Genomic DNA, 23,967 nt, shown 5'->3' with positions numbered 1-23,967 from the left:
GCGGGCCAGGTTCAGCAATGAGTCTGGAAGTTATCGACCGTCATAGTGATGCACTGTTTGAGTTCCTCTGGTGTCCAGTCTGTGGACACGAAGTCTTCAGCCACATCCCGTTCGAGGGGGTGTTCTGCAAGAACTGTAACATGCAGGTCGTACTGCAAGAGTCCCAAGAGACACGAGGCCACGAAGAGGCCATCCTCGCGTGCTTCGACACTGACACGACTTGGAACCTCCATGTCGAGGAGAAGCTCCGTCGTGATCTGCCCGATGGATCGGCACGGGTGAAGATATTCGGTACGCGTGATGGCTACGAGGTTGACTGGTGGAGTCCGAAGCCGGGTGAGGAGTGGGAGCCGGTTGAACGTGGTGAATTCGACGACATCGAAGAGCCAGACAGCGTATCGCACCTGGCGTAGCAGGGTCCAGTCACATAGCGACTGCGTGTAGTGTTTTTTCCGCCGGGGATAGGTGCCGGCGCACACGCGTCGGAGGGTATCGATGTCGACGCGCAGTCAACTCCGATTCGTCCAACGAGTCGAACAGACCGATGGAACAGCAGATAACGCCGATCGAGTCGCGCAGGTGTACCGGCATTCGGACGGCTACCCGGAGAGCGTGCTTCTGGATCTCGTTCAACTGAAGCAGCTTCTCGATGCGACCCGCGCCGAGCGCGGGCCGAGCTACACGGCGGCGACGTTCGTGTTCCTCGATAAGCTCTCGACGGTCGGGTTGTATCTGGATGGTGATCCAGAGCGAACGATTGACGCAACACAGCCAGCTGACCTCCTCGATCCAGCCAATATGGAGCATCTCGACCGGCCACTGTTCCTGCTGGGCCACGGTGTCGAGGATCCAGCAGGCGGCATCCACGGTGACGAGGAGTATCTCTACGTCGTGGAACTCCCGACAAAGACCCCGTTCGACGAGCCTGCTGAGTGGACCGTCAGAGTGAGCGGCCACTCCACGTTCCCCCGGTGGGACGGCCCGACCGACGAGGCCTTCGAGCGGGCAAGTTGGCAGTTCCAAGGCGCCCTGAAAGACGCGCATTCGGAGCTGGTGGCCGAGTCAGCCTGAGAAAATGGCCATTCAGATGCTCTTGAGACTGGCCCGGAACGTCACTCCGAGCCAGCCGTACAGCTCTGATACACACCGAAAGCGCATACCTCCGTCTTTAGGCGGAGGTTGAACGGTAGGCATAGTATGCAACTCCACGCTAGTCAGATTACTGGATTTCCAACGCTCTGCCGAAGATATTAACATACCAGCGGGAATAGTGTGCAATACGGATGAAGACCACACGGCACGCGACTTACAACCTCAACTACCACATAGTGTGGATTCCGAGGTACCGTGATTCGGTACTTACCGGCGAGGTTGCCGACCGTGTGCGAACCATCCTCCACGAAATTGCCGACGACAAGGGCCTCGAAATACTCGACCTGACCGTTCAGCCTGACCACATCCACCTGTTCGTCAGTAGCCCACCGAAGCACGCCCCGTCCCTTCTCGCCAACTGGTTCAAAAGCATCAGTTCGCGGAAGTACAACCACCGCTACGCCGACCACAACGGCGAGAAAATCGGCTGGGCGAGAGGCTACTATGCAGGAACAGCAGGAGACGTTTCCAGCGAGACAGTCCAGAACTACATCCAGCGTCACGAGGAGGACGAATCGTGACCGAACTGACGAAGACGCTGGAACTGAAACTGGTCCAGCCGAACGCCCACAAGCGCCAGAAACTCCGAGAGACGCGGGAGGCGTACCAGCAGGCGCTTCAGGACGCTTTTGAGGCCCAATGTACCACACAGACCGAGGCGAATGATGTGGTCGTCAACTACGACCTGAGTGGGTACGCAAAAAACGCACTCAAAAAGTACGTCCCGCAGTTGACGACGGCGTACAACGCGGGTGAACTCCACGACGACCACCCTGTTCGATTCACCAACGAAGGGCTGCGAATCGACCACAAGCCCGAGAACGCTATCGAATGGTACATCAAAATTCCGCATCACGAAGACTACCACCTCTGGATGCCAGCACAGCCAAACCCAGAACAACGGGATTGGCTCGAAGCGCTGAACGCTGGAGACGCTGAAATGGGCGAGAGTCGGCTATTCGAGCGGAACGGAACGTGGTACCTCCACGTCACCGCTACCCGCGACGTAGAGACTAGTTCGGGGGCTTCCGCCGAAGAACGGACGCCAATCGGTGTTGATATTGGGGAAGCGTCACTTGTCACGGTGTGTCACCGCGACGACGACGGTTCTCCGACCGCTCCCACACTGTGGGCCGACGAGGGAAAGACCGTTCGGCGGCTCCGAAAGACGTACTTCACCGCCAAGAGACGACTCCAGAAGCGCGGAAGCGAGCGTATCGCAGAGTCCTTTGGGGCAGACCTGTGGAGCCAGATAGACGATGTGTTCCACCGCGTCACCCGCGAAGTCGTGGAGTACGCCGAGTCCGTTGAGAACCCCGTGCTGGTTCTGGAAGACCTGACGTACATCCGGGAGTCGATGGACTATGGCAAGTACATGAACCGCCGACTGCACGGCTGGGGGTTCGCCAAACTCCACGCCCAGATACGCTACAAGGCCGTCGAGAATGGCATTCCTGTTGCGACAGTGAATCCACGGAACACCCCGAAAGAGTGTCATGCGTGCGGTGACATCGGGTATCGCCCGGGGCAGGCGACGTTCAGGTGTACGAGCGACGACTGCTGGGTGGGCGAGTATCAAGCCGACGTGAACGGAGCGGCGAACATCGCAGACCGCTACCTCAGCGGAGAGAGTCGTTCCAGAGAACACCCGAACGACGATGACTCGGCTGAGGATGGGGCGCGTTTGACCGCGCCACAAGACAGCCAAGCCGATGCTGAAGCTCAGCATGAGACGCTTGGAACGTATGCGTCTTGAAACCACAGGGCCACACTCGGCCTGAAATCCCGTGGTGGGATTCCCGCGTCTTCAGGCGCGGGAGGAGGTCAACCGCGTCCGGAGATACTTCTGTAACTGGTCGTCACAGCATTATATACTATTGATCAGTGTCGTCGTTCAGAAGCTGCTGGAGTGAAACCGGTCTCAGTCCGTGAGGAACGTCTCAAAATCACGAGCGGGCGAGTGGAACCCGGCTTCGTCGATCCAGCGTTTGAGATACGTATCTGCAGCCGCCGCGGAGATCAGATCGCTCTCGACAAAACGGACGAGGAGGCCGATCGATCCGGTTAACCTGATGTCTCGTTGGATCGCGGTTGTACGAGCATCGCCGTCGTCAGTGATGACGGTCCCATCGACGGCCTCTGCAACGGCTACGGCCTGTGCCTCACCTGGGTCGAGTCGTTCCAGGAAGGTCGCCTCCAGTGTCTGGGCTTGTGGTGACAGTTCGGCAACCGGAATATCCGTGTCAAGGGCGGTCAGTGCGTTTGTTAAGTAGGAATGGGTTTCAACACCATCTTCGAGTTCGGTCCGGACCGCAGGGACAGTGACGAGTCGAGGAAGGGTTTCGAGCAGTTCGACGCGCTGGACGTGTGCGAAGTTCGACAGCACGGTAGTGTTGAGAACAATTGCATTGCGTGGTGCCGATGTCATTCAAGATTCCGAGCGACATCGATCTCGTCACGCGCAGCGTCCATGTCTTCGGGGCCAAAGCGAAGTTCGATCCCCTCTTCGCGGAGGACATCCCGCATCTCGAAGCGGTTCATACCTGCAAGCCGAGCAGCAGTCCCGAGAGTTATGTCTTCGTCCTCGTATAGTGACACCGCGGCAGCGATTCGTGCATTCTCGTGTTCATCGAAGTATTCGCGTAAGACGTGACGGACCGCGTCGCTCTTGTTCTCGAAAATGCCTGCTTTGATAGCGCCCTCCATGAGATCAGTGAGATCGTCGGGAATGGTGGCGGTGGTCCGGGGCATGGCTTCGTCCGAACATACTCCTGCATACATTATATGAATTGTGCTGGCTCGATTGAAGCATAAAATGTTCACTCGGACACTGTGATACTTTACTGACGGACCCGCCGCTACTCAGTCCGTATATCTATTCTGTCAGTTCCTTCGCTCAAAACATAGTGAAAGTGAAAACGACTCGCTGGCCCGTCCCGCTACTCCCGACCACTGGGGTCGAGACCGAGCCGGACCGCGATAGATCGATACGCAAAGACAACGCCAAGGATGATCACCATTTCAAGCCAGAACGAGATCTCTCCCACAACTGCTTGAGAGACTTCGAGGATGACAAACACCAGAACCAACAATACAATATAGTATATCACGAGCGGCAGCAGTTGATTTCTGTTCATGTACCTTCTACGACGAGACCCTTCTCAAACCCTTGCCTCTACGTCGCCAGGGTCGCCACGCACAAAGACAGTCCACTCGAAGGGGGGTGACAATTGACCACTGAATCAGGCCGCTATCTGTTGAACAGTTGTGGTGCGAGCCGAACAAGTATGAGAGATGAAAAAGCACGCTTTTGCCGGCTTACTTTGTCCGAGTCAGGCGGCCACAAACCTTGACGAATCCGAGTAGTGGTTTGCCGACACGCCCATCACAGAACTTGCCGATACAGATAGTGTAATTTAGACTGAATTTGTACGATAGTTCGTATGTGGAGTGCTATGATATGGCATATGATGACCGAAGCCATTCGGAGGACTTCTGGGTGGAGCGTGCGGCCCAGACAACTGGACTCGAAACGATAGGAAGGCATCTCCGGCGATTGATCGGAGCAGACACAGCCGATCGAAGGCCGGACTACGGGCCGTATCTCCTTGTCATGACGCTCGTATCGGTCGATATCTTCGTGTTACCAGTCATTGGCTACCTCCAGACTGGGCGGTATCTTACACTTGCAAACCCGGCCGAACTGTTAATACTTCCCGCATGGCTCATCGTTACCTGGTCGCTTCTCAGACTGCGTCGGCTGTACTGGCGGACGGTCGAGACCCTTCCAGATCCCGACCCCGAAATCAGTTCCGTGTCCGAGACATCCAGACGACACATTCAGCCGATTATCCGTCGGTTGATTCCTTCTGGAGCGGGGACATCCTTCGAGACCATCTTTCCGACTCACCAGAAGGTCGGTTTGCTGTTACTCGGGTGGGGCTACCACGTGGGCTGGATACTGACTGACCCGAGCGCGGGTAGCTACGTCATGGCAACGGCAGGAGAACTCGTCGCTATCTTGAAATTCGGCGTCATCATTCCGCTGTTCTACTATCCGATCGGGGTTGAGTTCTTGACAATGTTTCTGGCGATCCACATACTATTGCCGTACCGGATATCTAGACAGGGCCTGATCGACTTCGAAGACATGTATGGATACGGGGGGTTGCGTTCCGTGGGCCATCTGAGTCGGAGTTCGACAGTACACTTCTTTGGCTTACTCTCGCTGTATGCTGGCTTTCTGACAATCGCAAAAGGAGTCAGTACCAACGAAATCGCCCACCAAGCATTTATTCTCACCGGCACATTTGTTGGCGCAGTACTGTTTTTCATTCCAGTCGTCTGGGTCGGGTTTCATATGCAGTCACTCAAATACGCGAAAATCAACGCCATCGTCGACCAAACGAAGATGCTGGGTCCCGACAACCATGCATTCCCCGAGACACGAGTGGCTTCACCGACCGATGCGATTGAATATACACACGAATACGTGCGATTGTCCGTGGTCAAAGAGATGAAAGACTATCCGATCGACGTCTTCGCACTCCGTGACTTCTTTTATGCGCTTCCGATCCCCTTCGCGATCAATGTCCTGACGGCGTATCTGCAGAATAATCTACTGACGTTCTGAAACGGAATACAAGCTGCCAAGCCCACACTGCCGGCGTCGTCGTTCTCGGTACCACTGTCAGACTAGGACTCCACTGTCATCAGCAGCCCGCCTCAAGCCTGCCCTCTCACTGCTGTTTTCAACCATTGTCTCACTCAATCTGCTCGCGATACCGGAGCCAACTGCTAATCGGATCAGGACCTATTGTCTGACTGATGATCGTTCGCAGTTAGAACTGTAGCCAAAGTATGGTCTAACCTTCCAGAGCACGGAGGCTATCACGCTCGACCTCGTGCGGAGTCGTATTATGTCTAGGTCGCGCAGTCTAACCATCATTCTTTTTCCAGTGGTCCTTCTCTTGGCCGGCTGTAGCGGGTCTGCACCCGCAGATATCTCCACACCGGAACCAATGCCGACGGCGACAGCAGCCGAGACTACGACCGCAACGAACGGCACAGTCGAGGTTCATTATATCAACGTTGGGCAGTCAGCGAGTACGCTCGTCATCGGCCCAACCGGTGAGACGATGTTAATCGACACGGGTCACTTCACCGACGATGGCGAGTACGTCCTGCAGTATCTCTAGCGACATAATATCGGTCGGCTTGACCACCTTGTTGTCTCTCATAGCGACGCCGACCATATCGGTGGGAACGCAGCGATCATCGAGTACTACGAGACTGAGGCCAATGGCATCGGCGCGATTTACGACCCAGGGACCGTCGCGAGTACGAAGACTTACGAAAGATATCTCGACGCTGTCGAAGAACACGATGTCACCCTGTACGAAACCCAGGAGGGCGATCCGATACAGTTCGAAGGGGTCGACACGCAGGTGCTTGGCCCACCAGAGCCATATCTCGAGAACAGTATCGTTCTCAAGCTCACGCACGGTGAGACGAGTTTCCTCCTGACTGGCGACGCTGAAGACGACCAGGAAGCGTACCTCGTCGAGGAATATGTGGACCGGTTGCGGGCGACTGTTCTGAAGGCTGGTCACCACGGCTCATCAAGTTCGACCAGCGGGGACCTGCTCGATGCAGTCCAACCTAAGGCGGTCGTCATCTCCAGTGCCTACGATTCTCAGTATGGCCACCCGACAGAGGAGGTCCTGCAACGCCTGCATGACCGATCGATACCCGCATACTGGACGGCGACCCACGGCGATATCGTCTTGGTCAGCGACGGGGCAGGTGTCTCGATTCGCACACAACAGGCTGCGCCGACGGACCCGCTTGCGACCCGTGACGGCGAGCCCGTTGAGCCGGGAACCAGTGGCAGTGTCGTTGAGCGGGACCGGCTCGGTGCCAGCCCAGTCACCACACGGACAGCGACTGTCGCGACTGACGGTGGGACGACGGGGACGGCCGACGCGCTTCAGATCGCGGCCATCAACGCTGACGCCGAGGGCGACGACCGTGAGAACCTCAACGACGAGTACGTGGTATTCGAAAATACCGGTGGCGAGCCACTGGCGTTCTCGGGGTGGACAGTCGAAGATGACGTCGGAAAGACGTACACGTTCCCGGATAGCTACACGCTGGGTGCTGGTGAGACAGTAACGCTGCACACCGGGAGTGGGGCCGACAGTGACACTGATCTCTACTGGGGGTCGGGATCCCCGATCTGGAACAACGGTGGCGATACAGTGATTATGCGAAACAGTGACGGGGGTGTCGTCCGTCAGGAGACATACGAATGACAGATCTGGATGAAGTGGCCGACGGCGAGTACACTGCCGTTGTCGATTCAATCGATAACGGGCTCGCAACCGTCTTTTTCGAACAGGACGGCACAGAGATCGGCCATGCAGTGATCGACGCAGCCGAACTGCCTGAGGATGGGCACCACGCTGATGCGATCATGTCGGTCACTGTGGAGAGTGGAGAGCTAGCCACGGCAGATTATAAGCCAGAAACGACGGCAACGCGGAAGGATGCTTCACAGAGTCGGTTTGATCGACTGTCGAGTCGGCTACCATCAGCTGAGGATTCGTAGGGCGAGCAATTCCCACCGATGCAAGCAGGCTGGTATCGGGGAGAGCGGTATGCAAGGGGCTGGCTGTTCCGATCAATGACTGCTCATGAGAGAAAAGATAGCGAACGTATGAGCGAAACCGTTCCAGTGACGGTCATTACCGGGGATGAAAAGACGACTATCGAGGTTGAACGAGGTACCACTCTCCGAGATGCGTTACTGCAGCGCGGCTTCCCTGTATACGGGACTGTCTCGCAGTACGCCAACTGTGGCGGCCGCGGTCTCTGTTCGACCTGTACTGTCGAAGTCGATCCTGCCCCGGAACCGACACACTGGCACGATGCGGCAGCGGTTCGGTTTGGCTATCCGCGACTCTCCTGCTGTATCGAGGTAGAACGCCCGCTGACAGTCCGCCTACTCGAAAAGCACATTTGGGGGCAGGTCCTCCCACGGCAGATTTCCTCAGAGTAACTCACGGGACCTCAAACGGAACCAGACTGCCATCATTCAGCACTCTGTCCTGCAACGTCACTCCTGCGGGTTGTTTTTGCCCCCTGAGGGGTGCGGGGCCACACACAGTGCCTCGCAGGTTTTCGAGATGGCTTCGAACACGACCTCGCGAGTGGAGTTTCCCTCCAGTGACACTCGCACCGACGAGATGCATCGCACGATCGAACAGTGGGTACAGGACCTGACCGAACAGGTCGACGACGCAAAGGCAAGCGAGCAGTTCCAAGCATGGCTTGACGTCCAGAGTCGCTTCCACGATTATTCGTATCGGAACACACTGTTAATCGCCCGGCAGTGTCCCGAGGCGACGAAAGTCGCCGGCTACCGGACGTGGCAGGAGGAGTTCGACAGACAGGTCCAAGACGGCGAGCAGGCCATCTGGATCTGGGCACCCATCATCGCCAAGCAGTGTCCGGGCTGTGGGAACTCCCCCAATTATCACGCTGACACTGACTGTGAGTACGACGAGACGCCACCCGACAAGTGGTCGGAGGGGCCTGTGGCGTTCAAACCCGTCCCCGTCTTTGATATCTCACAGACTGAGGGCGAACCCCTGCCAGAACTGGATACGGACGCACGCGGGGACGCCACAGATCTGTTTCCAGCAGTCACTGGAGCAGCGGACACGCTGGAGGTGCAGGTAGCTGTCGTTGATGCAGAGGAGTGGCAACACGGCGCTGCCGAAGGCATCTGTCGCCCGGTCGACGATGAAGAAGAGTACGACGCTGCCATTGAGATCAAAGCTCGGGAGAGTGCTGCCGCGATGGCTGCGGTCCTTGTCCATGAATACGCCCACGCATTACTTCATAAGGGCGTCACAGACAAACCTGAGCGGACGAAACGAGAGGTCGAAGCCGAATCGGTCGCCTACGTCGTGGGCCGACACTTCGGACTAGACATGAGCGGGTCAGCCCTGTACCTCGCCGCATGGGAGTCCGAAGAACCTGACACGATTCTGGACCGCCTCGGTCGAATCAGTCGAACCGCGACCGAGGTAATCGAAGTCGTCGAAGAGTACCAATACAAGTGAGCGCTGCCTAATAAAAGAGAATCCATCACCGATTCGAAACTGAACTCATCCGGCTATCTCGCCCAATCGCTATTTCCCGCGGGAACGTCAGTCAGTTTTTCGCCGACTCGAGCAGCGCAGTGGAAATCCAGACGAAAGGGTACGATCAATCGATATCGCTCGCAGTTGCGTTCGGTCAGGGACGACTCGATCGAGAGTCGTTCGGTATACCGTTGGTATTCGTCTCATTCAGAAACACCAATATCGAACAAGCAGTTGCTCGGGTTACAGACAGTGTGACTCAACGGTGGTCCGTCGGATGGCAGCTTCGCTGACTATCGAGACCAGTAACAGCCACCGCCGAGCGGTTTATTGGCCCCTGAGGGGTGCGGGGCCAGCCAGCGTTGGCCTCGGATTCACAGATGGCTTCCAGCGATATCTACGAACGTGGCTTCGATGAATCGAGCGGTCGAACGATTGCTGCGGATACCTGCCCGGAGTGTGGTGGGGCCCTCGAAACGGACGGTGGAGAAATCACCTGTCGGGACTGTGCCGTCGTCATCGAGGGTTGCCGACTTGACCGACGTGGTCCTCGGATATTCCCCGATGACGATACGTCGAAAGCACGAACAGGTGCGCCACTCACAGAAGCACGGCACGATCGAGGGCTCTCAACGGAAATCGGTTACAAGACGGATGCAAACGGGAATGCACTTCCAGCAAAGAAACAGCGTCAGCTCAATCGACTCCGTCGTGAGCACTCGAGAGCACGGTGGCGCTCGAAAGCCGAACGGAATCTCGCCACTGGACTCAGTGAGATTGCACGGATCGCCTCGGAGCTGGAGTTAGCAGATTCACTTCGCGAACAGGCGAGTTCCCTGTTCCGGACTGCACAAGACAATGACCTTCTCATCGGTCGGTCAATCGAGTCCATCGCGGCCGCGAGCGTGTACGCGATTTGCCGACTGAACGAAACGACACGAACTCTGGCGGAGGTCGCAGCCGTTACACCAGTCGATGTAGGATGCGTCGAGAACGGCTACCGGACGCTCAACAGGAAACTTGCACTGCCCGTGCCACCGCAATCCCCGATCGCGTTCATTCCGTCGATCGCCGACGAGTTCGAACTGCCTGCCCAGGTCGAGCAGCGAGCACGGGAGTTCGCCGCCCGTGCTCACGACGAAGGAGTGAGCAGTGGAACCCATCCTGCAGGCTTTGGGGCGGCCTGTCTCGCGGTTGCCGCATCGTCCATGGCGGATCCACCGACGCAACTGGCACTTGCTGATGCTGCAGACGTGTCGGCGGCAACGGTCCGGAGTCACCGTGACCGACTCATTGCCTTCCTCACAGACGACGAATGATCGGTGACTGGCTTCGGAGGGTGTTCAAGCGCATGACAGTGTATCGAGAGTGCCGGCGGTGTGGAAAAACTATCATAGAGGACACCGAGATGGATGCCTGTCCCCAGTGTGGGCATACCGGTATTGCTGTCTACAAGCTTCCGTGAGCAGTCAGTACAGCGGGACAGTGTACCGGATCGGCTGGTTTGTTCTACGGTTTCTGTCGTGGGTGGATTGCAAGGCTTGGAGAGTGTATCCACTAATCATAGAGCGTGTAAACGACCACGGCTGTAAGAATTGCAATAGCCATGGCCACCGCGCCTGAAATTGTTTGCAGTGGCCACTCATTTTATTCCCGGTGACGAATAGCCGCGTAGATGTCTGATGTGGTGAGTTTCGGGAGCGTGAATGTCGACCTCGTGGCGCGTCTCGACCAGACGACGGTCAAGGAACTGCCGGCCCGATACGAGTGGTTCCCGTCACCAGACGAGACCAGGGTCGTCGAGTCGGTCCCTGCGGAGATTGATGAGTTCGTCAACCGGACCATGATCGGCGGAAAGGGCTCAAACCAGTCAGTTGCCGCCGCTCGGGCCGGCGCGGCGACGACCCTCTGCGGACTGGTCGGTTCGGATGAGGCGGAGTACAGCGTCCTCTCGACACTGAACGGCCGAGGGGTCAACGTCGACCACATTGAGTCCACCGACGCCGAGACCGGGAAGGCGTACGTCTTCGTGGACCAGGCCGGCGAGAACCGGATTGCGATCATCCCAGGGGCTAACGGGGCTGTCGACAGTGCGTACGCCGACCGTCACCGGGAGGCGATCCTCGACGCCGAGTGCCTGCTGCTGCAAAACGAGATCCCCATGTCAACCATGGAGTCACTGGTCAGCTCTCTCGAGAGCGAGCCCGATCGACCGACGGTCATCTACGACCCGGCGCCATCGGTCGGTGCGGAGCCGTTGCTCCAGTACGACGCCGTCGATATCATCACCCCCAATGCCTACGAGTACGAACTGCTCCGGGACGCCATTGCCGACTTTGAGGGCACCGTGATTCGCAAGCGCGGCGCCGACCCGGCGATCATCCAGCAACCCGGCCGGGAGTCGGTCAGCGTTACCCCACCAGACGTCAGTCCCGTCGACACGACCGGTGCCGGCGACGTGTTCAATGGCTACCTCGCTGCTCGGCTTGCGGCCGACGAACCGCTAGTCGGCGCTGTCACCGTTGCTATCACTGCTGCCTCGCTGGCGACCACCGAAGAGGGCGCCCAACAGGCCATCCCCTCGATGGATATTGTCACGGACTTTATGGAGTGATTCCGTCCAGCCCACTGTGACGCAGTTTAGGGTACAGTGCTGGCTCCAATCATGATCACCGTCTCAGCGGCGTACTGTATTGGTCGGTGAGGCGAAGATGGAACGTGTTGTGTCGCCACACACCACTTGGTTGTCCCGCATCGTCGACGAGCAAATGTACCTGCGTGTGGCGGGGGATGTCGGTGAATAAAACGTCTCGTTGGGGTAGACCCCAGCTTACCACACAGGCAAGACAGTAATGCCTCTCTGCAGTGTTTTTGTGCGCCCGGAGGGGTGCGGGCGCATTGCAGTGCGCCGCGAGAGCGATTATGCACCCACTCGAAGTACTCACGTTCTCGACCCGAGTCGCAAAGCGCGCACAGTACGAACGGTTCGACATCAGGCCAGTCGGAAGCGGGTTCCAGATTCGCAACGAAAGTCATGCGAACCCGGCCGATCACGAGTATTTCGTCAGGATGGATGGGTCAGTTCCCCAAGCGTGTACCTGTCCAGCCGACGAGCGATTTGACGGCGCGTGCAAACATCGAGTCGCAATCGCGATCCGACGGCCACAAGGGAACCAAACACGCCGCAGCTCTCAGGTTCGGGCCCATCTCAGAGGCGACGGTGGATCCTCATTGGACTCGGACACTGGGGAGGGGGCACCCACAGATGGCACAAACCGCCTTACTGACGACTCCAACGCCGATGAGTGCGAGGACTGTCTTCCGGAATTTCCCTGTTGGGACTGCTATCAACGAGGTCGGCGAGACTTTTCGTAACCCCGTCAGCAAATTAATACTCCATTAAGAATGGTTAAATTTAAATAAAAGTGTTTACTATATTGGATTAGCCACTGAAAACAGTGGATTCCGGGGGGAGTTCACTGACACAGTGGCGGTGAGATAGGAATGATGGGGGTCACATCTAGTGCCGATAGTTCGGCATCGGAACGGAATCGTATCGCACTGCTGAAACAGTACGGTCGGCAGGTCTCGGTTGGCGTGATAGCACTGGCGTTGCTATGTGTTGAGCCAGCTGCTGCACAGGGAATCGGCGAAGAATTCTGTCAGACAGATATGGCAGTGACGATCAAGAACATCTTCACGCTGATCCAGTTCGGCGGACCGCTGGTCGGTGGGACGCTCGCTCTTGGTGCAGCAGTTGCAACACCAATGGTGCGACAGGCCGACACGAAGATGGAACTCAAACAGATCCGAACACAGGGGTTGGTGTGGGGCGTCATCGTCGCACCGCTTGCGACGACGATCGTCCAGTTCCTTCTGTCGTCAGTTGTCTCAGGTGGGACCAGTTGCAGTTTCTGAGCAGATGGCTCGAAACACGCTGTTCAGAATCGCCTGCCTCTGGGCCATCCTTGGCACAGCACTACCGGTTGCGGGACATCCACCGGAAACGGCTGACCATGGTGTGAATAAATCGGAATTCAATGATCTGTGGAGCGGTGACGAAGAGCGACAGACCGTTGCTACTGCCAATGCATCAGCATCGGAGACACTCAGATACACGAGTGACGTGCCACTTGATGCGCCACCTGAAGCGGCTGAAACATGGAATCGGCGCGATATTGCCGAGATGCCCGCAACGAATGCGTCGCGAGCGATCCATCCGACTGGAGCAACTCGGACTAACGGCACGTATCTCAAAGACGTGGGTGTCGCAATTGCCGGGGTCACACCGTCGACGAAAGCCATGGTATCGGAACGCCGGCAGCCGTTGTACGTCGCCCCGAACGGAACGGTGCTTGGAACAATCGACTACCGAGTTGCCGTGCCGGCCGGGACAGATGCACCGACACGCCGGACTGAGTGGGACGTTGTCGCTCACGCGATAGAGAACGTGACGTTACGGATGGACGGCGAGACAGTTGCGAACACGACGACAGACAATGTCGTCCGTCTCACATACCGGAACCAACCCCGAAACGTCTCTGGGAGCCAGCCGCTTGTGCTTCAGGCAACAGCCACAGTAGAGCTGACAGAAACCATCTACGAAGAGAAAACTGTCTGCAAGCCCGTCAACGGGAACAGAACCTGTCGAGACTACTGGACACGACGGGTAGAGACGCACACCGAGACGGTCACGGTTGAACAAGAGCGGCAGGTGAGCGTGTACAACCCAACGCTCTCTGGGTATCGAACCACATACCCGAACGGAGATCTGGGTGTTGTGGCCTTCCGGAGCCAGCCCTGGTATGGACTCCAGTTGCCATCCGGAGAGATTCGTGGTATCTGGCGATTCTACGTCGCCCGGGATACCGGGTGGGACACACTCACCGAAACGGACGGAGAGACGACACTAACAGGCCACTCACCAGTACATCCAGTCCAAGTGTACGCGTATCCGATCCGAACTGGGACCACACAGGATGCGCACCGTGAGATTACAGTCCTTGATTCGTACGGCCGTACGCTCCGGGCACCTACCCTTGACTCGTCGATTGCACTGGATAGCATAACCAGAACCTACGAAGGTAGTTTCGGGATCGCTGCCAGAGCGCCACCGGAAGACACTGACCAGCCGGTTCGAGCAGTTGGACTCGTTCGACGGTCACCGACACGTCTGTCACCAGAGACGACCTCGAATCTCTCGGTAAACCGGAGTGATCTGCGTCTCACTGTCCAGAACACGACTGCAGACACCGTGACGGTCACAGCGACACTCAGAGACGCTACAACGGGTGTGCCTATCGAAACAGTCACTCGTGACGGCTATATCCAGCTTGCTGGGAAGCGAGTCAACACGACTGCAAACGGCACCGTCACAACGACGATCCCACGGCAGGGGAATGCTATCACTGCGACCTACCGGCCAGATGACTGGTGGCGGACGATCCCTGGCTACGTGGGTGACACAACGACTGTGGCGACCGGTGGAACGGTCTTGCGGTACGTCCACCTCCTGTTCACGATTGGGGTTCAGGTCGGCACGCTCCTGCTGGCTGGCTTGTTGATCGATCGCATTACGGGATGGGGATTCTGGCCCCCATGGAGGAATCTGTAATGAGACACACTCTGTTGTTGGACAGGACAAGACGGAGCAGGTCGGCACGGAACCGACGGACAACCAACAGCACTGCGAGGAAAATATGACACAGTCACTGGGGGACGTATTCGTCGACGCACTGGAGCGGTTCCTGAAGAAGTTGGTCGATCCAGTGTTCGGGTTCGTCGGCGACAACGTCGGGGCACTCATCGACCTGATCGTGACGACGCCACGTCCGGATGCAGTGTTCAGTCAACCGTCGAACGGCGGCTGGCCGTCGATTTACACGTACTACTGGGAGACGATGGTCCCGCTGACACTCCTGCTGTGGGGACTCTCGCTTGGCGTGATCATCTTTCTAGAATCGACAAGCCACCTGTTCAGCGGGTACCATCGAACGAAGCTCAAAAAGCGGGCATTTGCCGGCCTGCTTGGCATCCTGTCGTGGTGGTGGATGGCCGCACTGTCATTGCGATTCATCGATGGGCTGGTCGATTATATTGTGCCGAGCCTCGACAGTATCGGCCTGTTCGAGACAGTATCGTTCGGTGCGATGGGGCTCTCGGGACTGACGCTTGCTGCGACACTCGATCTGACGATCTTCCTCGTTCTCGCGCTTATCTATCTCGTCCGGCAGATGGCGCTATACCTGTATGTCCTCCTGATGCCACTGGTGATCGTGTTCTGGGTTCCGGGTGTCGGCCCGTTTGCACCGGTTGCACGGCTCATGTCGCGACTTGCGGGCTTTTACGTCCCGTTCCTGTTCATGACGGTTCCCATCGCGGTACTGTTTCGCCTGGGCGAGTTGCTGGGCGATTCAGTCACGGTTTCGATCGGTGGATTCGGGCAGTGGCTTCTGGCCATCATTACGCCGCTCATCGCAGTTATCGCCCCGTTTGTCCTCTTCTGGCAGGCCGGGGCGCTGTTCTTCATGGCTGACCGTGCGGCCCAGCACAGTTCACGCCGGCGTGCTCACGACCGCAAAGCAACGGTCGAGAACGCAGGTGAACGCGGAACGCTGGGCCTGAAGAACCTCCGTCGTGGACTCACGGGACAGTCTGCGATCAGAGCCAGCGGCCAGGAAGTGCTCGGGTCGGGGTCATCCAGCGCACACACTGTTGGCCGTAAAGTGGACCAGACGAAGCGAACGCTTCGTTCCAGGGTCGGTACATCGACGACTGATAGCTCGGAGACGACCGAGCGTAGCAATCCCGCACAATCTGACGAATCGAGAACCAGTACGGATAGAGACGACAATGACACGCCAGACAATGATCACGAGAACGAGTCACCCGAGTCCGACCCGTTTGACGAGTCGGGGGCCGACGCAGAGTCCGTCGAGACTGACGAGTCGGATGGCGACTCGGACGATGACGATAACCCACGTTACATCTACTAAGAATGGCTGAGAGAACTCCGTCGAAACGAATCCCGAAGTCGCTTGGTACCGAAACAAAGCTGCTTGGATCATACACCCTCGGCGACGCCGTCGTGGTACTGTTGCCCGCCGTTGCTGTCGTCTTGCTCGTACAACTAGTCGTCCCGTCGTCGACACGGATTGCTGGCTACACGATCCAGGCGATACTTCTCCCGATCGTTGCAGTTGCGATCTGTATCGGCGCGGTGTTCGTGTACGTGACACCAGCGTACACCTCAAGCCTCGACTGGCTGGTGACGATGATCCGATTCCATACGACCGCAACGGAGAAATCACATTCGGAGGCACTGGATCACCACCAGCTTGAGCGCGTGTATCCGGATGCAAACGCAATCAAGCGCCAAGACGGCGCCGTTATCGGTCTTGTTCGGGTGTCGCCACCGTCGATGGCACTGGCAACAGAGGAAGAATGGGCCACAACGGCCGATAGCTTTCAGGACTTCCTGAACACGACCGTTACATTCCCGATACAGATTTACTCGACAACCCAGCCGTTCCCAGTCGAGACGTATCTCGATCACTATCGTGAGCGGCTGGAGGACCCTGATGTAAAGGCAAACACACAACTCCGGACACTCATCGAGCGGTATATCGAGTGGTACGAACAGGATCTGGCAGCCCGACAGATGACGATCCGAGACCACTACGTGATCGTCACGGTCTCGCCCGAGGAAGTCCAGTTCGAACGGGAGAGTATCCTGACGACGCTCAGTGATATTCCGGTACTCGGCGTGTTCGTGCGTGCGCTGACTGCCCCAGCACCTGAACGACAGCGTGAGGCGCTGTTCACGACACTCGAAGAGCGACTCTCTCGTGTTCAGTCCGGAATACGCGATATCGAAGGGTGTGAAGCGATGACCGTCGATGCAAGCGATGGGGCAGAAGTCATCAGTGAGTTCTGGGCCGGCCAGACGTTAGAATACGGTGACTTTGAGGAGATACTCCGGACACGTCCGCTCGTGGGGGACCGCCCATGACGTGGGATTGGCTTCCCTTCCGAGGGAACTCAGACACTGCATCAGGAGCGGAATCCTCTGGGGACGACACGCCTGCATTCAATGTCGTCGACAGGGAGAGTGAACGGTCACTGGATACACCTGCAGATATACATCAGTCACTCATCGCACCATCGGAAATTGAGCGAACGCCGACGGCGATACGAACCGGTGAGCGGTGGGCACGCACGTTCTGGATTGGCCAGTTTCCGGATGCACCGCGGGATGGGCTCTTCGAGAAACTGTATTCGACGGCCGAGACACGAACGACAGACATCTCGATACACATCACACCCAGAGACACGCAGACGACGCTGGATTCGCTGGAGAACAAAATCGAGGATCTGGAAGCGGAAATGGAGTATCTCTCGGAGAAGCGCCGTGCAGGCGCACGGGGAGTCAGCAAGGACCTGCAGGACTACCAGGAACTGTACGATGTGCTTCGAAACACGTCGATGGAAGCGTTCGACGTGTCGATGTATCTCACCGAGCGAGGGAAGACAAACAAAGATGTCACGTCCGAAACGGTTGCGAACGCGGCCAGACGAGCGCCAGCAAATCTAACGCCAGTGTCGCCGCGATGGGCACAACTGGACGCACTCATCTCAGCCAGCCCGGTCGGTGTGGACAAGATGAATCTTGAGCAGGATACGCAGACGCCGATGCTGGGTGGCGCACTGGGGGCAATGTTCCCGTTCGTCTCGGGAGCGATGGCCGAACATGGCATCGAATACGGGACGTACGCACTCAATGAGAGTCCCCTCCTGCTTGATCGATTTGCCAGAGAAACGGGCTACTGTGCGATGGTGATCGGCAAACTCGGCGCTGGCAAGTCCTTCTCGACGAAACTGCAGTTACTCCGGCGAGCAATGCACGATCAGGACACGGTACTCGTGATGCTGGATCCGCTTGAAGGGTTTGCGTCACTCAACGACGCACTCGGCGGTGAGCGTGTCACAGTCGGCGGGTCCCGGTCGTTCAATCCGCTAGAGATACAGCCCACACCGACGACTGTGTTAGATACGGTCCCGGATCTGGACCCGTGGGCTGAGCAAATCTCGTGGGTTCTCACGTTCTTCGAGACGTTCTTCGAACAGGTAGCTGGGAATCCCCTTGGTGATCGAAAGCAGACACTTCGCCGGTGTGTTCAGGAGGCCTACGAGCAACAGGGCATTACCCGGGACCCAGCGACACACGACCAGCCATCACCGACCGTCCGTGACGTGATTGACGTTCTTGAGCAACTGCTAGACGATCCGGCGACGTTTGGCTACGTCACAGCTGGTGAACAGGAGAACGTCCGGACGGATGCAGAATCACTGTTGATCGACCTGCGGCCGTCCTTCAGGGAGGGTGGCGATCTCGCGAACCTTGCGGAACCTACTGAGTTCGATATCACATCCGATGTGGTGTATCTCGATCTGCATCAGGAGGAGGGGACGCGCGGGCGGTCCGAAACGAGTCTGATGATGCAGGTGTTGTTCAACGCAGTGTACAAACGCGCCAAACAGACGGACAAACGGGTGGTGTTCGCTATCGACGAAGCTCACTACCTGATGAATGACGCAACATCGCTGGATTTCCTCGAAACGGCTGTCCGTCACAGTCGGCATTACGATATCTCCCTGCAGTTCATCACCCAGACCGGTGGTGAGTTCGCACTCACGCCGGAAGCCCGGACGATTGCAAACCTCTGTTCGATGACGATCATCCACCGCGTTGATGAGGCGGCTCAGCAACTGGCTGAGTGGTTCAACCTCAGCGACCGAGAGATCGACTGGGTGCAGTCGGCAAAAGCCGGGAATGGCACTGATGGCTACTCCGAAGCACTGCTTGGAGTCGATGAAGAGGGCTGGTTCCCGATTCGAGTGCGAGCGAGTGAGTACGAGGTAGATGTCATCGGAGACTAGCCGTTGAACGTTGTGTTCTAGACCATATGGTCCGAGCAAAATTTGAGTTAGCAGGGCGTGGAGCGAACGCCGGCCAGATAGTCCAGTTCACAAAAAGCAGTCGTGAGCGGGTGTGTGCAGCTCCACGGAAGACCCAGTTGCAGACGCTCGTGGACGCACCGGTAGTTCGCGGTCGGGCGGTGGACCTGGTCGTGACGGTCCTCGGTGAGACTAGCATCGACGTGGAAACAAGGATCGAACTGGTGAAGGTCGGCCAACGGTTGCCAGACGTGGCCGATACAGTCCCTATCGGTCCGGGCACGGCCCGAATGACTGTGGCCGGGGCGGCAGATTACTGTGGCTACTTGATTGTAGACTGCACTTAGCGTCGGCTTATGTGTCGGTCTACTGTTAACGTGGTTTATAACAAAATTAGTTCAGACTCTCATTTAAAACATTCCCAGTGACTACTATTGCACTCTTGCCCACTCTTCGGGGGTTCATTAGTTAGCTCTCCCAGACAGGGCGACGGACGAGCCGATAGTCGGTTTCTGCAAAGGTACCGATAGAGAGACTCCGATTAAAATACTCTGAATGCTTGAGGTGCTGACTGCATATGTTGCCATCATAGCAGTTGAAATAATAGAGTTCGAACGGTACTGGGTCGATCAAGATTGCTTGAAGTATGGTCTGATACAACTAAATATGGATTAGCAAGAATGTTCGATAGCCTGCTGATAAACAGTTTCTGCCTGATCGGCGACCGTATCCCAGTCGTACCGTTGCGCACGTTCGACGGGATTGGTTGGTGGTCGTTTACCACGTAGTACGACATCGAGTGTGTCTGTCAGTGACTCGACTGCTGGATTAACAAGGAAGCCTGCATCGCCAATGACCTCGTCTGCAGCTGAATCAGGATGGTTGGCAGCGATGACAGTACAGTCTGCGGCCATCGCTTCGGCGAAGGTAATACCGAATCCTTCCCGGGTACTCGGAGATGCAAAGATATCGGCGGCGCGCATATGGCCAAGAACATCCTCGTAATCGTCGAGAAAACCAAGAAATTCTATACGGTCAGTGTGAGTCAGTGATTCCTCCTTTCTTTCTAGGCGTTCGCGTTCGGGGCCGTCACCGATGATACCCAGTGTGGCGTTGTTGTGGTCGCCGGCGATCTCGTCGAAGGCTTCGAGGAGAACGTCCACGTTCTTGTGTTCGATGAGTCTGCCCGCGAAGAGCACGTCGTAGCCCTGTTCGGGGAGTGGGGCGCTTCTGATCTGCTTGATGTCGATGCCGTTCGGGACGACTTCGATGGTCTCCCGTGCGGGACCAATAGCAGCGAGACGGTCGGCCGTGATGGACGAGATCGCTACCGGATACTGTGGCGTGCGTGCGGTGACGTGCTCGGTGAGTTTGCCGAATGGGGCAAGGTGGCCAAGATACTCCTCCCAGTAGTTTCCCCAGACCTCATGCCATGTCGTTACGAATGGTGTGTCCGTACGGAGGGTGGCAAGTTTCGTACTGATAACCGGGAAGTACGGGAAGACACTGGCGACCATGATGTCGTGTTCATCGCGACGGAGACGCCTGCGGAGGGATGGGAGCGCTCGGACTGCGAAGTCTATGGCTTCCGTGATGGAACGACGATCTCCGTTGTGGAGGTCTGCTTCGGGTGCGACCGCGCGCAGCGTCATTCCCTCATGGGTGATTTCATCGGGCCCGTCCCAGTAGTGCCGGCCGTAGATTGTGACATCGTGGCCTTGGTTAGTGAGACGCGTGCCGATTTCGTGGATTCGCTTCTCGGCGCCGCCGGTGACAAATGGGTAAATAACGTTACTGACGTAGGCTATTCGCATTATGCTATGTTGTATACTCTCAAATTTCAAACTCTTATTAAAATCTTATCCGATACCAATCCGATTTTATACACATTTAAAATATTTTATACGGCGGTCTATAGTTCGTGTAAATCAAATCTAATTTCGCAAGGATTTAGACCTAAAGAGAATTTATGGCACATAAATGGATATTGGCATTGTAAGTTTAAGATGGTTAGGCCACCATACTGCCCATACGAAATGGACTATTAAATCACTTACTGAATTAGGTCATAATGTACATCTATTCACTCCAAAAGATCACGAATTTATCGGAGAATTTGAGGATATAGAGAGAATGACTGTTTGTCTGCTCCCTTCGTCACCCAACGAGAAGCAGTCACCGATACAATCCTATATTGAGTCGCTTTTTTATAGGCATAGGTGCTTTACTGAGATATTTGATTCTAATATAGATTTAGATGTCCTCCACATACCCAGCCTTGACCAGCTTCAGATACCATTTTTATTTACGTCAACCAGAGAAAACCCTCCGTTTCCGATTGTTGCAACAATCCATCGGACTGATCCATTTCAAAAATTCAAGAATGATACCGTCCTTAGTAATAAAACAGCTAAAAATATATTACGACACCCGCCAAGAAGAGTAACAAAGTACGCCACAGAGAAACTTGTGGCTGATGAAACCATTGACAGATTGCTCGTTCATTCAGAGCAAATGAAACAGAGAACCGTTCGAAAATTCCATCGAATTGAACATAACTCCGTTAGAGTAGTCCCTAATCCTACGCCACCAATACAGCAAGATGTTTCACAGCGGGAGGCAAGAAAAAAAATTGGCATAGAATCACCAGATCCAGTATTATTGTTTTTCGGAACCTTAAGACATGAAAAAGGACCAGACATACTGTTAGATGCAGCGAAGATGATCAAACAGCCGAGCACATTTTTGTTCGCAGGAAAGCCTGGAGAGATAACTGAGCGAGATGTTGTGGAGACCAATACCAACTCAGAGGTGAACATAAAATCTCGACTAGAATATATACCAGAGAATGAGGTTGATCTCTATTTTATAGCCGCAGATTGCTTAGTACTTCCTTATCGAAATCAAGAAGGAATTTCGTCCTCACTTAGACGTGCTTGTATGGCAAATAAGCACATAATTGGACCTGAAAGCTCAGATATTGGTACGACAATAGAGCAAAATCAGCTGGGTCAAACGTTCGAGACCGGGTCCGTCGAGAGTTTGATGGAAAATATATCTTATTTTCTTGAAGAGAATCAAAAATATCCGAAGAAAGGGGTTTCATCTTATGCTAAGGAGCAGCACTATCAAAATGCAGGAAAGGAGTTAGAGATTATATATTCTAATCTGTGACTGACCGTCTTGGGCTTGCCCACACAATCTTACTTTTGCGATTGCTGTATACTATATTTTTCGATGCAGTAGTCGATTCAAACCACCGATAAGATACGGGTTCACGAGGATACGGAGGCAAATAGAGCCCATCTTGGTACATACCTGTATGGAATATAAAAATCTCTCTATGCCGTGGCTCCTTCACGTTTATATCATAAAATGTCTCGTTCATATTTTCCTTATTTAGAGGATAGGTGGCTTCAGATTTAGGAACCACTAACGCGGACCCCGCCATATCAGATCTAATCTCTGACTGTGAATACGATGAAGCCCACTGTGCTGTCGCTACATCCTCATTAGAATATGTATGGATGTTGACCCAAGCTGACGAGGCAACAAGACCATACGAAACTAGAGAAAGAATCACTATAATCCCCAACAAACCCTTAGCTAGATTAAACCCACTCTTCTTATCTATTGCCTTTACACCGACTGAGGCTGCTATAACTATTAGAGGCAGGGAGGTAGAAACATATCTCCCGCTTAACCAGGAGGATCCTACAGCAAATTGCATAAATACAAGAGAAGTGATACTAATTCCCCAAAGGAAAAGTGGTACTTGTTTAAGTCGAATTTCACTCTCACCTGTCCGATATTTAACTAACCCAGCTATTACAACAATCCCGCCAATAACACCTAAAAGAAATAATGGAACTATTGGCAATAAATTATAATTTGGAGTAGAAAGAACCCGATTAGGTGAAACATCTGATGAAACATTCCCACCGAGACTACTCAGTTTGGAGAATACAGTTATGAGATAATAAGAATATACATTGAACGGAACAGCTAGAATAACCCACGTCCCAACAATGGAAACGCACGATCCAATCAGCAACTTACGCCGCCTCATTATGGATAGACTAATAGATGTAAGAAGAACAAGTGTTGCCCCTTGTATGAAACGGCGCGGATACAAAAACAAGAGGGCTATCAACGAAGTTGGCACAAAGACAGAGCTTACCCGATGAAAGTCTTTATGAGTGAAACAATAGATTATTGACCAGATCAAGAAGAGAAGCAATATCTTGTTAATTAGTCTGCCTCCAGAATTCATAGGATTATTTGTTATTGTAGCTCCAATTATTCCAACAAGAATAGAGGTCTTTGCCGAAGCAAAATTCTTTGAGATAATGTAGTAAAATCCACCCAGTATAAAATACAACGGAATATGACTGTGAAATACATATAATGGTAGTCCGGTAACTAAATTTCCGATGACCATAAAAATAGGAAGAACAGGCTGCGAATGGCGGGATGTGATTTTACCCCAATAACGGAGATCTGCATCTGAAACTTGTGCATCAGGATTTAGTGGAACTGACCCATAATCTAGAATCTGCTCTGCAACTACCTTGTCAGCATAAAAAAAGGCGTCTCGATAGTATGCAGAGTGTCCTAATGATTCATTCATTATTAGAGGAATAATTCCTATGATAATAAGAACTATTATGCTTGTTTTCTTTCTCATTGATGATTGTGCGGACATGTT

Annotated in this window: 23 protein-coding genes and 1 pseudogene; 19 read left to right on the top strand and 5 right to left on the bottom strand. The window is 55.0% G+C overall.

The window, feature by feature from the left end:
* Positions 1-17 precede the first annotated feature (17 nt).
* From ACODNH_RS19050 to ACODNH_RS19035, 4 genes are all read left to right on the top strand, one after another.
* Positions 18-413, top strand: a complete 396-nt coding sequence (locus ACODNH_RS19050; protein ID WP_434530841.1) for a DUF7567 family protein — start codon at positions 18-20, stop codon at positions 411-413.
* Between the two features lie 82 nt (positions 414-495).
* A complete protein-coding gene (locus tag ACODNH_RS19045; RefSeq protein ID WP_434530840.1) occupies positions 496-1,071 on the top strand; it encodes a hypothetical protein in 576 nt (191 codons plus the stop codon).
* 212 nt (positions 1,072-1,283) lie between these two features.
* Positions 1,284-1,673, top strand: a complete 390-nt coding sequence (gene tnpA / locus ACODNH_RS19040) for an IS200/IS605 family transposase (RefSeq protein WP_434530839.1) — start codon at positions 1,284-1,286, stop codon at positions 1,671-1,673.
* On the top strand, positions 1,670-2,908 hold the full coding sequence (locus ACODNH_RS19035; protein ID WP_434530838.1) for an RNA-guided endonuclease InsQ/TnpB family protein: 1,239 nt from the start codon (positions 1,670-1,672) through the stop codon (positions 2,906-2,908). The genes tnpA and ACODNH_RS19035 overlap by 4 nt, the downstream gene beginning before the upstream one ends.
* A gap of 165 nt (positions 2,909-3,073) precedes the next feature.
* Here the strand turns inward: ACODNH_RS19035 and ACODNH_RS19030 are convergent, their stop codons facing one another.
* From ACODNH_RS19030 to ACODNH_RS19020, 3 genes are all read right to left on the bottom strand, one after another.
* Positions 3,074-3,580, bottom strand: coding sequence for a twitching motility protein PilT (locus ACODNH_RS19030; protein ID WP_434530837.1), 507 nt, complete (start codon positions 3,578-3,580; stop codon positions 3,074-3,076).
* On the bottom strand, positions 3,577-3,903 hold the full coding sequence (locus ACODNH_RS19025) for a UPF0175 family protein (protein ID WP_434530836.1): 327 nt from the start codon (positions 3,901-3,903) through the stop codon (positions 3,577-3,579). Before ACODNH_RS19025 ends, ACODNH_RS19030 begins: the two co-directional genes overlap by 4 nt.
* Positions 3,904-4,091: 188 nt before the next feature.
* A complete protein-coding gene (locus ACODNH_RS19020; protein ID WP_434530835.1) occupies positions 4,092-4,289 on the bottom strand; it encodes a hypothetical protein in 198 nt (65 codons plus the stop codon).
* A gap of 323 nt (positions 4,290-4,612) precedes the next feature.
* On the opposite strand from ACODNH_RS19020, the gene ACODNH_RS19015 reads away from it, so the two are divergent.
* From ACODNH_RS19015 to ACODNH_RS18950, 14 genes and pseudogenes are all read left to right on the top strand, one after another.
* The gene (locus ACODNH_RS19015) at positions 4,613-5,785 is read left to right on the top strand and encodes a hypothetical protein (RefSeq protein ID WP_434530834.1); all 1,173 of its coding nucleotides are present in this window, start codon (positions 4,613-4,615) and stop codon (positions 5,783-5,785) included.
* Positions 5,786-6,071: 286 nt separating this feature from the next.
* Positions 6,072-7,466, top strand: a pseudogene (locus ACODNH_RS19010) (lamin tail domain-containing protein).
* Positions 7,463-7,762, top strand: a complete 300-nt coding sequence (locus tag ACODNH_RS19005; protein ID WP_434530833.1) for a DUF3006 domain-containing protein — start codon at positions 7,463-7,465, stop codon at positions 7,760-7,762. Before ACODNH_RS19010 ends, ACODNH_RS19005 begins: the two are co-directional and overlap by 4 nt.
* A 108-nt stretch (positions 7,763-7,870) precedes the next feature.
* Positions 7,871-8,212 (top strand): 2Fe-2S iron-sulfur cluster-binding protein, encoded by a 342-nt coding sequence (locus tag ACODNH_RS19000; RefSeq protein WP_434530832.1) that lies wholly within the window; start codon positions 7,871-7,873, stop codon positions 8,210-8,212.
* Positions 8,213-8,339: 127 nt separating this feature from the next.
* Positions 8,340-9,281: an ArdC-like ssDNA-binding domain-containing protein gene (locus tag ACODNH_RS18995; RefSeq protein WP_434530831.1), complete on the top strand. Its 942-nt coding sequence runs from the start codon at positions 8,340-8,342 to the stop codon at positions 9,279-9,281.
* A 401-nt stretch (positions 9,282-9,682) separates the two neighbouring features.
* Entirely contained in the window at positions 9,683-10,621 is a 939-nt protein-coding gene (locus ACODNH_RS18990; protein ID WP_434530830.1) for a transcription initiation factor IIB, read from the top strand.
* A 356-nt stretch (positions 10,622-10,977) separates the two neighbouring features.
* A complete protein-coding gene (locus ACODNH_RS18985; RefSeq protein WP_434530829.1) occupies positions 10,978-11,916 on the top strand; it encodes a PfkB family carbohydrate kinase in 939 nt (312 codons plus the stop codon).
* Between the two features lie 308 nt (positions 11,917-12,224).
* Entirely contained in the window at positions 12,225-12,677 is a 453-nt protein-coding gene (locus ACODNH_RS18980; protein WP_434530828.1) for an SWIM zinc finger family protein, read from the top strand.
* Between the two features lie 132 nt (positions 12,678-12,809).
* Positions 12,810-13,220, top strand: coding sequence for a hypothetical protein (locus tag ACODNH_RS18975; protein WP_434530827.1), 411 nt, complete (start codon positions 12,810-12,812; stop codon positions 13,218-13,220).
* 4 nt (positions 13,221-13,224) lie between these two features.
* Positions 13,225-14,916, top strand: coding sequence for a hypothetical protein (locus tag ACODNH_RS18970; RefSeq protein WP_434530826.1), 1,692 nt, complete (start codon positions 13,225-13,227; stop codon positions 14,914-14,916).
* 85 nt (positions 14,917-15,001) lie between these two features.
* Positions 15,002-16,297 carry a hypothetical protein gene (locus ACODNH_RS18965; protein WP_434530825.1) on the top strand — a complete coding sequence of 432 codons (1,296 nt, stop codon included), beginning with the start codon at positions 15,002-15,004 and terminating at the stop codon, positions 16,295-16,297.
* Positions 16,298-16,299: 2 nt separating this feature from the next.
* Positions 16,300-17,313: a hypothetical protein gene (locus tag ACODNH_RS18960; protein ID WP_434530824.1), complete on the top strand. Its 1,014-nt coding sequence runs from the start codon at positions 16,300-16,302 to the stop codon at positions 17,311-17,313.
* The gene (locus ACODNH_RS18955) at positions 17,310-19,241 is read left to right on the top strand and encodes a VirB4 family type IV secretion system protein (protein ID WP_434530823.1); all 1,932 of its coding nucleotides are present in this window, start codon (positions 17,310-17,312) and stop codon (positions 19,239-19,241) included. The genes ACODNH_RS18960 and ACODNH_RS18955 overlap by 4 nt, the downstream gene beginning before the upstream one ends.
* A 26-nt stretch (positions 19,242-19,267) precedes the next feature.
* The gene (locus ACODNH_RS18950; RefSeq protein WP_434530822.1) at positions 19,268-19,606 is read left to right on the top strand and encodes a hypothetical protein; all 339 of its coding nucleotides are present in this window, start codon (positions 19,268-19,270) and stop codon (positions 19,604-19,606) included.
* Between the two features lie 324 nt (positions 19,607-19,930).
* Here the strand turns inward: ACODNH_RS18950 and ACODNH_RS18945 are convergent, their stop codons facing one another.
* A complete protein-coding gene (locus ACODNH_RS18945; RefSeq protein ID WP_434530821.1) occupies positions 19,931-21,073 on the bottom strand; it encodes a glycosyltransferase family 4 protein in 1,143 nt (380 codons plus the stop codon).
* A gap of 166 nt (positions 21,074-21,239) precedes the next feature.
* On the opposite strand from ACODNH_RS18945, the gene ACODNH_RS18940 reads away from it, so the two are divergent.
* Positions 21,240-22,433 (top strand): glycosyltransferase family 4 protein, encoded by a 1,194-nt coding sequence (locus tag ACODNH_RS18940; RefSeq protein WP_434530820.1) that lies wholly within the window; start codon positions 21,240-21,242, stop codon positions 22,431-22,433.
* On the opposite strand, the gene ACODNH_RS18935 is transcribed toward ACODNH_RS18940, so the two are convergent.
* The gene (locus ACODNH_RS18935) at positions 22,423-23,946 is read right to left on the bottom strand and encodes a hypothetical protein (protein WP_434530819.1); all 1,524 of its coding nucleotides are present in this window, start codon (positions 23,944-23,946) and stop codon (positions 22,423-22,425) included. The two genes, ACODNH_RS18940 and ACODNH_RS18935, sit on opposite strands and share 11 nt — an antisense overlap.
* Positions 23,947-23,967: the final 21 nt, after the last annotated feature.

Origin of the sequence: Haloarcula sp. NS06 (genome assembly GCF_051122755.1) — an archaeon.
In the GTDB taxonomy this organism is placed as follows: Archaea; Halobacteriota; Halobacteria; order Halobacteriales; family Haloarculaceae; genus Haloarcula.
This window is presented reverse-complemented; position numbering and strand designations above follow the sequence as displayed.

Coding starts and splice junctions, on each gene's coding strand:
- ACODNH_RS18990 (WP_434530830.1), top strand. CDS start 9,683: ATGGCTTCCAGCGATATCTACGAACGTGGCTTCGATGAATCGAGCGGT.
- tnpA (WP_434530839.1), top strand. CDS start 1,284: ATGAAGACCACACGGCACGCGACTTACAACCTCAACTACCACATAGTG.
- ACODNH_RS18960 (WP_434530824.1), top strand. CDS start 16,300: ATGGCTGAGAGAACTCCGTCGAAACGAATCCCGAAGTCGCTTGGTACC.
- ACODNH_RS18970 (WP_434530826.1), top strand. CDS start 13,225: ATGGCTCGAAACACGCTGTTCAGAATCGCCTGCCTCTGGGCCATCCTT.
- ACODNH_RS18995 (WP_434530831.1), top strand. CDS start 8,340: ATGGCTTCGAACACGACCTCGCGAGTGGAGTTTCCCTCCAGTGACACT.
- ACODNH_RS18965 (WP_434530825.1), top strand. CDS start 15,002: ATGACACAGTCACTGGGGGACGTATTCGTCGACGCACTGGAGCGGTTC.
- ACODNH_RS19020 (WP_434530835.1), bottom strand. CDS start 4,289: ATGAACAGAAATCAACTGCTGCCGCTCGTGATATACTATATTGTATTG.
- ACODNH_RS18975 (WP_434530827.1), top strand. CDS start 12,810: ATGGGGGTCACATCTAGTGCCGATAGTTCGGCATCGGAACGGAATCGT.
- ACODNH_RS19015 (WP_434530834.1), top strand. CDS start 4,613: ATGGCATATGATGACCGAAGCCATTCGGAGGACTTCTGGGTGGAGCGT.
- ACODNH_RS18955 (WP_434530823.1), top strand. CDS start 17,310: ATGACGTGGGATTGGCTTCCCTTCCGAGGGAACTCAGACACTGCATCA.
- ACODNH_RS19050 (WP_434530841.1), top strand. CDS start 18: ATGAGTCTGGAAGTTATCGACCGTCATAGTGATGCACTGTTTGAGTTC.
- ACODNH_RS19045 (WP_434530840.1), top strand. CDS start 496: ATGTCGACGCGCAGTCAACTCCGATTCGTCCAACGAGTCGAACAGACC.
- ACODNH_RS18940 (WP_434530820.1), top strand. CDS start 21,240: ATGGATATTGGCATTGTAAGTTTAAGATGGTTAGGCCACCATACTGCC.
- ACODNH_RS19000 (WP_434530832.1), top strand. CDS start 7,871: ATGAGCGAAACCGTTCCAGTGACGGTCATTACCGGGGATGAAAAGACG.
- ACODNH_RS18945 (WP_434530821.1), bottom strand. CDS start 21,073: ATGCGAATAGCCTACGTCAGTAACGTTATTTACCCATTTGTCACCGGC.
- ACODNH_RS18985 (WP_434530829.1), top strand. CDS start 10,978: ATGTCTGATGTGGTGAGTTTCGGGAGCGTGAATGTCGACCTCGTGGCG.
- ACODNH_RS19005 (WP_434530833.1), top strand. CDS start 7,463: ATGACAGATCTGGATGAAGTGGCCGACGGCGAGTACACTGCCGTTGTC.
- ACODNH_RS18935 (WP_434530819.1), bottom strand. CDS start 23,946: ATGAGAAAGAAAACAAGCATAATAGTTCTTATTATCATAGGAATTATT.
- ACODNH_RS18980 (WP_434530828.1), top strand. CDS start 12,225: ATGCACCCACTCGAAGTACTCACGTTCTCGACCCGAGTCGCAAAGCGC.
- ACODNH_RS19025 (WP_434530836.1), bottom strand. CDS start 3,903: ATGCCCCGGACCACCGCCACCATTCCCGACGATCTCACTGATCTCATG.
- ACODNH_RS18950 (WP_434530822.1), top strand. CDS start 19,268: ATGGTCCGAGCAAAATTTGAGTTAGCAGGGCGTGGAGCGAACGCCGGC.
- ACODNH_RS19030 (WP_434530837.1), bottom strand. CDS start 3,580: ATGACATCGGCACCACGCAATGCAATTGTTCTCAACACTACCGTGCTG.